The sequence below is a fragment of the Lewinellaceae bacterium genome, from assembly GCA_020636105.1.
In the GTDB taxonomy this organism is placed as follows: Bacteria; Bacteroidota; Bacteroidia; order Chitinophagales; family Saprospiraceae; genus BCD1.
Genome location: JACJYL010000001.1, coordinates 727,534 through 739,553, shown reverse-complemented (window position 1 = coordinate 739,553; position 12,020 = coordinate 727,534). Strand labels below are relative to the sequence as shown.

Below are 12,020 nucleotides of genomic sequence, written 5' to 3'. Positions count from 1 at the left end.
CTGACAATAGTCGGGGATTAATTTATACACATGGGATGGTTTAAACGATTGAAGGACGGCATCCAAACGGCCACCAAAAATAAAAAGGAAGCGCCCGATGGATTGTGGTATAAGTGTAAATCCTGTAAGGAGACTTCAACCATGAAGGATCTGCGGGAAAATTACTATAAGTGCCCGTTATGCAATTACCACGTTCGTATTGGTTCTCACGATTATTTTGACATCATCTTCGACGGGCAGTATGAGGAACTGTTTTCCAATTTGATTTCTAAGGACATGCTGCATTTTGTGGATTTAAAACCTTACCCGGAACGCCTGAAAGAAGCCGTAAAAAAAACCGGTCTTAAAGATGCAATGGCAGTTGCGGTGGGAAAATCATCCCGAAAGCCTTTAGTGATCGCTGCGATGGATTTTTCCTTTATCGGAGGGTCCATGGGGTCAGTGGTAGGGCAAAAAATAGCTCTTGCGATTGATTATTGCCGGGAGCACGATACGCCTTTCCTGTTGATCGCCAAATCCGGAGGGGCCAGAATGATGGAATCTGCTTATTCCCTGATGCAAATGGCGAAGACATCCGCCAAACTTACGCAACTTGCGGAGGCCGGAATCCCTTATTTTTCTTTCCTGACCGACCCTACCACCGGAGGGGTAACGGCTTCTTTTGCCATGTTGGGGGATATTAATTTTGCCGAACCGGAGGCACTCATTGGTTTCGCAGGTCCAAGGGTGATAAAAGAGACCATAAAGCGCGACTTACCTGAAGGTTTCCAAACCTCAGAATTCCTGCTTGAACATGGTTTCCTTGATTTTATTGTCGATCGAAAAGACCTTAAGGAAAGGGTAGGAGATTTGCTTACTATGTTTGCGAAATCATAATCACTTGCCTTTCATTAGAGGTTTCGAGCAAAAATCAATAGGGGCAACGGTATTATCGTTTCGTCCATGCTGAGTCATGAATTTTGGGAACCTGTAATTTTCCAGCGTGATTTCTTTGAAGTTTTAATGCAAGAAGGCTGGCAAGACGCGCTTCTTCTTCTTTAGTATTCCGAACGGCCTCTTTGGAATAATAATTTTTTACAAAATGAGTGTCAAAATTTCCCGAGATAAAAGCATCGTGAAGCATGACAAACCGCCCAAAGGGCAGGGTAGTGGTGATACCGTCCACTTTATAGTGCTCAATGGCGCTTAACATTTTACGGATGGCAGCTTTTCTGTTTTCAGCAAAAACAATGAGCTTCGAAATCATTGGGTCATAATAAATAGGGATTTCCATCCCGCTTTCATAACCGTCATCTACCCTGATACCATCTCCCTCAGGTAATTGATAATGTTTAAGGGTTCCTACATTGGGTAAAAAGTCGTTATCAGGATCTTCAGCATAAACGCGAAGCTCAATCGCATGCCCTTTGATAGAAAGACTCTCCTGGTCGATTCTCAATGGCTCTCCCCTGGCAATGCGGATCTGTTGTTCCACCAGGTCTATTCCCGTAATGAATTCAGTGACAGGGTGTTCTACCTGTAACCTTGTGTTCATTTCGAGGAAGTAATAATTATTTTCCGCATCGAGCAGGAATTCAACCGTTCCGGCCCCGACATAAGAGCAGGCTTTGGCTACATTGATGGCATCGGTTCCCATGGCTGCCCGGAGTTTTGGCGTCAAAACAGAAGAAGGGGCTTCTTCTATCACCTTTTGATGCCTTCTCTGGATACTGCATTCTCTTTCAAACAGGTGAATGGTATTTCCGAAAGTATCGGCTAATACCTGTATTTCAATATGCCTTGGTTGTGAAATATATTTTTCGATAAAAACGGAACCGTCTCCAAAGGAAGACAGGGCTTCACTTACGGCCCGGCTCATCTGGCTTTCAAAATCCGCTTCATTTTCCACTACCCTCATGCCTTTTCCCCCTCCGCCTGCTGCGGCCTTGATCAGTATGGGGAAACCAGTTTTTACCGCTATCTTTTTGGCCGCTTTTATGTCAGAAATGGCTTTGTCTGTCCCAGGCACCATAGGGATATTGTAATACTTTACAGCATCCTTGGCGGCTAATTTATTCCCCATCATCCTGATGGCTTCTTGCCCCGGGCCGATAAAAATAATGCCGTTTTCTTCCACCTTCCTGGCGAAATCATCGTTTTCACTCAAAAAACCATACCCGGGATGAATGCCTTCAACCCCTAGTTTTTTCGCAATTTCAATGATTTTATCCCCGAGCAGATAAGAGGCCGAGGATGGCGGAGGACCAATACATACCGCTTCATCGGCAAATCTCACATGTGGAGCATGGCGGTCAGCTTCTGAATAAACTGCGACAATGGAAATGCCCATGCGCCTGATGGTTTTCATGATGCGCAAGGCAATTTCCCCACGGTTAGCTACTAGGATTTTTCGCATGGTGTTTCGATAAAAATTGTTGAATGGCTAATGTCTGAAAATTTTACTGAATCAATGGAATTTAAAGGGCAATAATTTCAATGCCGGGTCATTTAGGGGTTCGTAATATAAAAATCGTAAATCCTTTTGGAGATATTCGCGATGGTTTTTTGAGCCGTTTCCTCTTTATCCCATTCCTTGCTTAAAATGACCAGAACGTATTGGCGGCCGTCCGGAAGAAAAACGATTCCTGAATCATGAAGGATTTTGGTAATGAATCCGGTTTTATGAGCCACCTTTACTTCAGTGGGAAGGTTGGCAGGGATGAGGTCGTTGTGTTCCTGGTCGAGCAGGATGTTGATCATTCTCTGACAACTTGATTTGTCGAGGAAGGTTCCCTTCCCCAATTGTTCATAAATCAGCATAAGATCATAGGCAGTAGTGGTGTTGCTTAATCCTTTGCGGTAGGCTTTTATATCTTCTACGCCTCTCAGCACTTTGATATCCATTGCCCCCATGTCCCGTAAGGTTTGGGTTACATTTTGGGCATCCACCTTTTCGATGAGCAGGTTGGTGGCCAGGTTGCTGCTATGGATGATCATATTGTACATCAGGTCATAAATTTTCACTTTTTCTCCAATTTTTTCATAGAGCATCTCATCGGAATCTTCCCCGATATCCATACTGAACGTACTTCCGTCCACTATGCTGATAAATTCGTTTTTCACAGGAAGTTCCTCCTCCATGCTTAGTTTTCCTTCCCTGGATTGTTTGAATAACTCCATCATTACAGGTGTTTTCATGGTGCTCGCGGCATGAAAAACGACCTTTTCATTGATCAGCAATTGAATGCTGCTGTCTTTCAAATCCTGGAGGGCGACTGCGTAGGTACCCGGAGACGCTCCGATGATGGACTGGATATCAACTTTGAGTTGATCCATGGGGGACAGGGCAGGGGAGCAGGCGGAAATAATAACAGAAGCCATGAAAGCAAGGACGGAGAATTTTTGCATCTTTTTAGCATTTTAGTGATGAATGGCCCAAGTAATATTTAGGATAACGGCTAGCTTTTTTCAGTAGCTTCCCTGGATTTTTTGGCTTTCTTTTGTTCATTATTACTCTCGTAAATGGTATAATTTTCATATTTGGAAAGGTCTTTTTCTACCCAAATGTCTTTACCTATATTACAAAGGACGATCAATTCCTGGTAGAGCTCATTGCCTTGTTCAATCCTTCTTTCTACTGCAATATCCCTTTCAGAAACACGGTCTTGCTGAATATGCATACTGTTTTCAAAAGCCTGGCAGGCCTCCACGGTGCGTTGGATCACTTGCTCCGTCAGCCCTACTTCTGCGAGGAAGTCAAATTGTTGGCGGGCTACCCTGACTACCCGTCGCCCGCAAAAAAGGAGCTGGGCGTCCGTCATGTCTCCGATTTTCGATGTTCCGAATTTTCTGTAGCGCCCACTTCGGGTGCTGTATTTCATGGCCACACGGGTCATGATGCTCCGGATGGCTGTTTTTAGTTTTTCGGCAGCGTCCGATTTTTTTTCCGTGGTGATCATCTGATCCCCCAATAATTCATCATCATCGGGTAGCGATCTGAATTTTTCACAATTGTTTTTGAATACGGCCAGTCGATCCTTGCCGTACCCGTACTGCTCGAAAAACTGAATATCCCTGAGGGCGTAGCGGATATGTTCCATACACTGGAGATAAAGGTCGGCATCAGGGTAGTTGTATTGTCTGTGTTGAACCTGTTTTTTCATTACCTGTTATTTCGAATTTAATTTTTGGTAGTTGTGCCTAACAAATTTAAGTAAGTTTTTATTCAAAAACAAATTTTATTAATTAAATATTAAATAAAACAAATACTATGTTAAATTTTACTCATTCAAAAATTTCTTTCTATTTTTGTTTTATCTACAAAAAAAGAAAATACAAGATTAAAAAACAAAGAAGAGTAGAGGAGGGTATAATTTTTTCAAAAGGGAAATAAACCTGAAATTTTATTTTGTCCCGGGCAATGTTTTTGAGTCAGAAGCACCGATGATTTTGGGTGAATATTTTTTTTGCAATATTTATTAAATTAAATTTCTTTGAATTAAAATATTTTCTATCTTTAGGCTATTAATTCCATTTTTTAAACACGTCCTTCTCCTCGAGGACATTAAATCTCATGAACATGAACATTAACAAACTGAAAAACACGTCTGCACAAAACCGATCAGCAAAGGCTCATAAATTCGGGCCACCCTGATAGTTTTTAACCAGGCAGAAGTGCAAAGAACGTATTAGTGTTCTTTACAAAAACGGCTGTAACTTTTAAAGTTGCAGCCGTTTTTTGTTTTATTCTATTCTCATGCTGATAAATTTACTTAATTCTGACACTTTTTGCCTATTCCAATTTTCATTTCTTAGCTCTTTTTTCTTTTCCTTTCCGTAAGTTTGCAGGATTAAAAATATTGAAAAACAACCGTTTAACCTTTTAAAGTCACCTGCTGGAATTTCGCGCTGGGATATAGAGAGGTACGGAAAATAAAATTTATGATCAATGGCTAATGAAAAAATTCAATTGAAGCATTTTTTTACCTTCATTTTTATTTTATTACTTTCTGGCGTTTCTTCTGCCCAAAATGGCACCGCCTTAAAGCAGGATATTAAAACAGATCTTGTTTATCTTTCTTCGGATTATCTTGAAGGCAGGGAATCCGGCAAGGAGGGAGCCAGAATGGCTGCGGATTATATTGCCCGCCGTTTTGAACAGATCGGCCTGGAACCTAAAGGCACCGACGATACCTGGTTCCACGAGTTTGACTTTAACTATTACCCAAACCCTCATTCCAAAGATAATCCGGAACCGCGCAAAGGAAGGAATGTGGTTGGCTATCTCGATAATGGTGCGGTGAACACGATTATCATCGGCGCTCACTACGATCATTTGGGGATGGGCATAAGTGGTTCCTTACATGCAGGAGAACCTGCGATCCATAACGGGGCCGATGACAATGCCAGCGGGGTATCGGCAATGCTCAACCTGGCTGCCCGGCTCAAGGCAGGGGAAGCCAAAAACAATAATTACCTGTTCATCAGTTTTTCTGCGGAGGAACTTGGCCTTATTGGCTCAAAAGCATACGCCGATGATCCAACGATAGATTTTGGAAAAGTGAATTATATGCTCAACCTGGATATGGTGGGCCGACTGAAGGAAGAAAAGGTCCTTGCTGTTGGTGGCGCAGGAACCTCTCCCGCCTGGAAACCTGTTCTTGAAAATATTCAGTTGCACGGAATCAAAGTAAAAACTACCGACTCCGGGATCGGCCCTTCCGATCATACTTCCTTTTACCTGAAGGACATTCCCGTTCTGTTTTTCTTCACCGGTCAGCATGGCGATTACCATAAGCCCAGCGACGATGCTAATTTGATCAATTTTAAAGGCATTGTGGAAGTGACCAACTACGTCATGGCCGTGATTAATGAACTGGATGCTTCCGAGAAGCTTGAATTCACCAAAACAAAAGAAGAAGCGACAGAAAGCCGCAGATCGTACAAAGTAACACTTGGCGTTATGCCTGATTATGTTTACGACGGGACCGGTCTCAGGATAGATGGCGTTATGGAAGGCCGCACTGCCGCTAATGCAGGGATGCTGGCCAAAGATGTCGTCATAAAAATAGGCGATATTGAGATCAAGGATATTTACGGATATATGGACGCCCTTGGGAAGTTTAATACAGGGGATAAAACGACTGTTGTCTTTTTGCGGGACGGCAAGGAAATGAAAACGGAAGTTGAATTTTAATTTTTAATGATATCAATTTATAAGGAAATGAAAAAGATGAATTTTATGTTGCTGTTATTGGCATTTCTGGCCTTTTCCTGCAACAATAGCACACAAGATACACAGGAGGTTGAAACAGAAACAATGCTGACTCCCATGCAGGCTAATTTGAATAAATATGTGACCGTTCGGCTGACTTCCGATCTCAGCAAATTATCTGATGATCAAAAGCAAATGATCAAAAAACTGATCGAGGCAGGTAAAATAATGGATGATTTATTCTGGTACGAGGCTTATGGCGACAAAGCGGGTTTACTGGATGGCATCCAGGATGAAGATACCAAAACTTTTGTGAAGATCAATTATGGTCCATGGGACCGTTTGGACGGAAATGCTTCCTTTATTGACAACATTGGGGAAAAACCAGCGGGCGCTAATTTTTACCCGGTGTCCATGACCAAAGAAGCTTTCGAAGCCGCTGACCTTCCCGGAAAGGATGGGCTTTATACTTTCATCAGGGAAGATGAAAACGGCAAACTCGTGACCGTTCCTTACAATCAGATGTTTAGAGTTGAAGTTGATAAAGCGGCTACCTTGTTAAGGGAAGCGGCCCAGCTTACCAAGGATGCTGATCTGAAAAATTACCTGAAATTGAGAGCCGATGCCTTGATGAATGACGACTACCTGGCCAGCGATATGGCCTGGATGGACATGAAAAACAACCAGATCGATGTGGTGATCGGTCCTATTGAGACTTATGAAGACCAATTGTTCGGGTATAAAGCTTCCCACGAATGTTATGTGTTGATCAAGGATATGGAATGGAGCGGCCGCCTGGCCAAATATGCGGCTTTTCTTCCTGAATTGCAGGAAGCCCTGCCGGTGGAGGCCCCTTATAAAAAGGAAAAGCCAGGGACCGATGCAGACCTCAATGCCTATGATGTGGTTTATTATGCCGGCGATTGTAATGCAGGAAGCAAAACCATTGCCATCAACCTGCCCAACGACGAAAAGGTCCAGTTGGAAAAGGGAACCCGCCGCCTCCAGTTGAAAAATGCCATGCAGGCAAAATTCGATAAGATCATGGTGCCGATCGCGGATGTGTTGATCGCTGAAGACCAACGCCAGCATATTACTTTTGATGCCTTTTTTAGCAATACCATGTTCCATGAAGTGGCTCACGGACTGGGGATCAAAAATGTGATCAAAGGCCAAGGCGGTACCGTACGTCAGGCATTGAAAGAACATGCTTCAGCCCTGGAAGAAGGAAAAGCTGACATCCTCGGCCTTTTCATGATCAAACAGCTTCACGATAAGGGAGAGTTGACGGCAGACCTGAAGGATTATTATGTCACCTTTATGGCCGGCATTTTCAGATCCGTCCGGTTTGGCAGCTCCAGTGCTCATGGTCGAGCCAATATGATCCGCTTCAATTATTTCAAATCTTTTGGTGCATTTGAACGCAATGCTGACGGAACCTATTCTGTCAAATTTGATAAACTCGAAGAAGCTATGGAATCTTTAGCCAATAAAATACTCACGCTCCAGGGAGATGGAGATTATGACGGAGTGGCCCAACTCGTCACCGAAATGGGCGGTATTGGCGAAGAATTGCAAAAAGACCTGGATCGTCTGCAGGAGGCCAATATTCCCGTTGATGTCATTTTTGAACAGGGAGCTGATGTTTTAGGCATTTAAGACTCTTTGCAAAGTGACGAAATAAATTGAACTATTCAGAGCAATCACCACTTTAAAGGATGGTTCAAAAATAAATTTACATTTTCTGCGCTGACTCCTCTTTAGGGCCGGGGAGGAAGGGAGCAAGAGTGTAAATTTATTTTTCCCGCCTTACAAAGGCTGGGCGAGCACGGCAAATAGTTCAATTTATTTTTGATTTCTTTCTTAAACCCCAAAATGTAAAATAAAAAATCTAAAATGTAAATTTTGGCTTTTCAATTCCGGGAGAAGTATTGATTTATTGGTTAATTTTACATTTTGCGGTTTCCATAAATTCACATCCCATGAAAAAAACTACTTTACTTTTCCTGCTTTCCTTAATGTTATTAGGTTATCAATCCCTTGAGGCACAAATAACCGCCGGTGGAGTACCGGTAAGTTCCGATCCAAAATTACAACCTTTTATTTCAGCTGCCCCGGCTCCGGTCATGCTAAAAGCCCCCGATTGGGAAAAAGTGGCCCGGGAAGATGCCGAAGGGCCTGGTACCCGGTTTTCAGTGCCTATCCCCCTGGATATGGACACAGAATCTGCCGGGGAATGGACGATTTTGCCCAATGGCGATCGCTTGTGGCGTTTGCATCTGAAAAGCTCCGGAGCATTGGCCGTTGCTGTTTTTTATGACGACTTTTTCCTGCCCCAGGGCGCTAAACTGTTTATGTACAGTCCGGACAAATCCCAGGTAAAAGGCGCCTATACCTGGCGCAATAACCGGGACACCCGTCGTTTCTGGACCGGCCTCATTCTGGGCGAGGAAGCCATTCTCGAATATTACGAACCACTGTCCGTCATTGGGCAGGGCCGTTTTCATATTTTCAGGGCCGACCACGTTTATCAGAAAGACAATTTTGGGGCAGAAAAATCCCTGGATACCCAGGCGTTCGGATTCGGCGCTTCCTGGGATTGTCACAAAAATGTGAACTGCACGGAAGGTAACAGTACCCGTGACCAGCAAAGAGGCGTTTGCCGGATTATCCTTGTGGTAGAAGAAGGGATGGGCTACTGTACCGGCAACCTGATCAACAACAGCAATCGCGACGCCACGCCATATATCCTGACCGCTTATCACTGCCAGGACGGTTATACCCCTTTATGGGACATGTACCGCTTTGATTTTGAGTTTGAGAGCCCAACCTGTAGTAATCCGGCCACGGCACCCACTTTCAAATCGATTCTTGGCAGTCAACTGGTGGCGGGTCGTCAGCAAAGCGACTTTACCCTGTTGGAACTCATCCCGGACATTCCGCCTTCCTATCATTTGTACTTTATCGGTTGGAGTCATTCCCAGTTTGCTCCAACCCATTCGACCATTATACATCATCCCGTGGGGGATATCAAAAAGGTTGCCTGGTCCAGTATAGGTGCCGGTATTGAACCGAATGCAATCAACTGGAACAATGGTGTGATCACACCTCCCTATCACCACTACCGGGTAGATTATACCGGGGGCACTTTTGAGGTAGGATCTTCCGGGGCAGGCCTTTTAGATCAGTACGGGCTTATTGTGGGACAGTTGAACGGGGGGACCGCTTCCTGTAGTCCTGATACAGCCACCATCGGATATTTCGGTCATTTTACCTATGCCTGGGAAAATGGCCAAACCCCTGAAACGCGCCTGAAAGAATGGCTGGAGCCCGTTTTAATGGAAAATGACACTCTTCACGGCATGGAACAGCCGGCCGGGGACGTTTATACCATCAGCGGACATATTGTCAACGAAAACGGTGCCGGAATCGGCAATGCAAAAGTTTTCCTGGACAATGCGACATACGGACTCCTCCAGTTTACCACAGACGCCAACGGATATTTTGAGGCTGCGGAACTCCCCGGCCAGGAAGAATACCTCGTAGCGGTAGCTAAGGATACCAATTATGTCAACGGGGTCACCACCGCCGATCTGATCAAGATCAGGAAACACATCCTGGGAGTGGAACATTTTGACACCCCCTATAAGATCATCAGCGGAGATGCAAACCTTTCCAACTCGGTGACTACGGCTGACATTATACGCATACAAAAGCGCATCCTGGCCATCCAGGTAGGCTTTGGCGACGGAGGAGCCCCCTCCTGGCGTTTTGTGCCCGCCGGTTATACTTTTCCTGATCTGAATGATCCATTTACTCCGCCTTTCCCCCAAACGGGCACCCTTTTCCTCGATGCCGATTTTTTGAATGTCAACTTTATCGGCATCAAAATCGGGGATGCGAATGTGAGCGCAGATCCGCAGGAATAGTTACTTGTATAATGGCAAGGAGTATAATGAGGAGATTGGCTGGTATGATTATGGCGCCAGATGGTATGATCCTGCTATCGGGAGGTGGAATGCGGTGGATCCGCTGGCGGAAAAATACACGAACATATCTCCATATGCTTATGTTGCTAATAGTCCGATAAAATTTATTGATATCGATGGAATGTATATTGATCTTGGAAGTCTATCTAAATCAGAAAAAGAGGCTTACTCCAAAAACATTAAACAATTAAACAATAATAAATTATTCAAAGCTTATTATACAAGATTAGTTAATTCAAAGGTTACCTATTATATAAAACCAGGCTCTGGTGGAGATGGTTCTGGTTCCTTTAATCCTAATACAAATGAAATCCATTCAGTTAATGACCTTCATACTTTATCTCAAGAATTATTCCATGCCTATCAAAGTGATTTAGGTGTATATGATAGTAATGACAAATCGGTAAGAGAAACGGAGGCAGATTTAGTATCCGCAAATGTTGCAATGGATGTTTCGCCATTTGGATTTATCGGTACCCCTTGGGATCAAGGAATAAATTATGAATTCGTTGATTTAGAAGGAATATATGATGAGTCTGTTATGACAGAGGCTTTTGACAAACAATTTAATATTGCCGTTGATGCAAGAATTAATTATTATAAGCAAAGAGAGAAAGAATTTGGCACTAAAGCTCCTTTCTCTTATGTTCAAGAAAATTCAAGGGTAGGGGCTTTAGCTTTAAAAAAAGTTTTTCGAGAAGCAAGGGCAAATGAAGATAACTTAATAGGCCCAAGGTTGGAAAATGGAGATTTTTATTAAAAAATAATAATTATGAGATGTAAAAAAGTTTCTAAGATTTTGAATCTTGTATCATTTATATTAGTCCTAAGTTCTTATACTTTATATTGTCAAACCGATTTTTCATCATATATAATAAATATTCCAAATGATGTTAGTCTGAAAGAGGAACTAAATAAAATAATAAAAAAAGATTATTACATTGATCCGAATGATGATTATTTTAAAATAGCGTTTTCTTTAAAGGTTGATTCTTTAGGAGAGGTTCACAGTGCACATATTAGATGGAGTCGAAATTTAAAACAAACGAAATATTATACAATTTGTTATGAAATTGAATCACATTTTAATTTATTATATATTTATGATCGATTTAAAAAAGATTTCATTGGAATGAAATATGTGTTATGTACATTTCCTTATTCAACAAAAAAGTAAATAGCTTTAATAGTCGAAGCATGCCGTTCCCTCATGGCCGAAACATATGGATACCGCTGATGTCCAAAGCATGTCCCCCTGATGGCCGAAGCATGCCTACCAAAAAAATAAAAAAGGTCGATCGGTTAAGCGTCATCGCTTAAGCGGGCTACGCTTGTAGAGCTTTCAGCTCGGGCGTCAGGGTTACACAGACAATGAAATGATAAAAGTAAACGGCTGTCTTCAAATCGGAGATGGCCGTTTATTTTTCTGTGAGGTGGCCGCATGAACAATAATGCGAAGGAATGTCTGCGCACCTCCTGATGGGCGAAGCATATCGACCAAAAAATAAAAAAGGTCCCCTGATTGCTGAAGCATGCCGCACTAGTCGATGGTCAATGCTTAAAGCTTTGACCGGAATATGCCTGTAAGGCTTGCAGCCTGTCTAAAGCCAGGTAAACCTGGGCCTTAGGAAAATACACAGAAAATGAAAAAACAAAAAGCCTGGCCGCGCCGGGCTTTTTCCCTATCGGATATATTGATTTGTGAAAAGGAATGGGTTATTTTTGATCGGGTGATATGATGAGCGTATAGGGTCGAAGCTGAAAGCCTGTCTCTTGCGTCACCAGGCAGGCTGCGACCATCGGGGGGTGCGAGCTTTTGATTTAGCGGTAATGGATCA

9 protein-coding genes are annotated in these 12,020 nt (G+C 43.1%); 6 read left to right on the top strand and 3 right to left on the bottom strand.

The features are described 5' to 3' along the window. Positions 1-30 precede the first annotated feature (30 nt). Positions 31-876, top strand: coding sequence for an acetyl-CoA carboxylase carboxyltransferase subunit beta (locus tag H6571_02640; protein MCB9322616.1), 846 nt, complete (start codon positions 31-33; stop codon positions 874-876). Positions 877-928: 52 nt separating this feature from the next. Here the strand turns inward: H6571_02640 and H6571_02635 are convergent, their stop codons facing one another. From H6571_02635 to H6571_02625, 3 genes are all read right to left on the bottom strand, one after another. Further along, positions 929-2,395: an acetyl-CoA carboxylase biotin carboxylase subunit gene (locus H6571_02635; protein MCB9322615.1), complete on the bottom strand. Its 1,467-nt coding sequence runs from the start codon at positions 2,393-2,395 to the stop codon at positions 929-931. A gap of 92 nt (positions 2,396-2,487) precedes the next feature. Continuing rightward, positions 2,488-3,387 (bottom strand): serine hydrolase, encoded by a 900-nt coding sequence (locus H6571_02630; protein MCB9322614.1) that lies wholly within the window; start codon positions 3,385-3,387, stop codon positions 2,488-2,490. Positions 3,388-3,437: 50 nt separating this feature from the next. Beyond that, positions 3,438-4,142: a hypothetical protein gene (locus H6571_02625; protein MCB9322613.1), complete on the bottom strand. Its 705-nt coding sequence runs from the start codon at positions 4,140-4,142 to the stop codon at positions 3,438-3,440. A 785-nt stretch (positions 4,143-4,927) separates the two neighbouring features. On the opposite strand from H6571_02625, the gene H6571_02620 reads away from it, so the two are divergent. The 5 genes from H6571_02620 (at position 4,928) to H6571_02600 (ending at position 11,359) form a co-directional block, all read left to right on the top strand. Next, positions 4,928-6,175: a M28 family peptidase gene (locus H6571_02620; protein ID MCB9322612.1), complete on the top strand. Its 1,248-nt coding sequence runs from the start codon at positions 4,928-4,930 to the stop codon at positions 6,173-6,175. 27 nt (positions 6,176-6,202) lie between these two features. Continuing rightward, positions 6,203-7,852, top strand: a complete 1,650-nt coding sequence (locus H6571_02615) for a Zn-dependent hydrolase (GenBank protein ID MCB9322611.1) — start codon at positions 6,203-6,205, stop codon at positions 7,850-7,852. Between the two features lie 323 nt (positions 7,853-8,175). Further along, complete coding sequence (locus tag H6571_02610) at positions 8,176-10,122, top strand: hypothetical protein (GenBank protein ID MCB9322610.1); 1,947 nt, start codon at positions 8,176-8,178, stop codon at positions 10,120-10,122. Continuing rightward, complete coding sequence (locus tag H6571_02605; GenBank protein ID MCB9322609.1) at positions 10,109-10,942, top strand: RHS repeat-associated core domain-containing protein; 834 nt, start codon at positions 10,109-10,111, stop codon at positions 10,940-10,942. The genes H6571_02610 and H6571_02605 overlap by 14 nt, the downstream gene beginning before the upstream one ends. A gap of 12 nt (positions 10,943-10,954) precedes the next feature. Continuing rightward, positions 10,955-11,359, top strand: coding sequence for a hypothetical protein (locus H6571_02600; GenBank protein MCB9322608.1), 405 nt, complete (start codon positions 10,955-10,957; stop codon positions 11,357-11,359). Positions 11,360-12,020 lie beyond the last annotated feature (661 nt).

What these genes read in the sequence shown, in the direction of transcription:
- H6571_02640 (MCB9322616.1), top strand. Translation starts at nt 31, where the DNA reads ATGGGATGGTTTAAACGATTGAAGGACGGCATCCAAACGGCCACCAAA.
- H6571_02635 (MCB9322615.1), bottom strand. Translation starts at nt 2,395, where the DNA reads ATGCGAAAAATCCTAGTAGCTAACCGTGGGGAAATTGCCTTGCGCATC.
- H6571_02630 (MCB9322614.1), bottom strand. Translation starts at nt 3,387, where the DNA reads ATGCAAAAATTCTCCGTCCTTGCTTTCATGGCTTCTGTTATTATTTCC.
- H6571_02625 (MCB9322613.1), bottom strand. Translation starts at nt 4,142, where the DNA reads ATGAAAAAACAGGTTCAACACAGACAATACAACTACCCTGATGCCGAC.
- H6571_02620 (MCB9322612.1), top strand. Translation starts at nt 4,928, where the DNA reads ATGGCTAATGAAAAAATTCAATTGAAGCATTTTTTTACCTTCATTTTT.
- H6571_02615 (MCB9322611.1), top strand. Translation starts at nt 6,203, where the DNA reads ATGAAAAAGATGAATTTTATGTTGCTGTTATTGGCATTTCTGGCCTTT.
- H6571_02610 (MCB9322610.1), top strand. Translation starts at nt 8,176, where the DNA reads ATGAAAAAAACTACTTTACTTTTCCTGCTTTCCTTAATGTTATTAGGT.
- H6571_02600 (MCB9322608.1), top strand. Translation starts at nt 10,955, where the DNA reads ATGAGATGTAAAAAAGTTTCTAAGATTTTGAATCTTGTATCATTTATA.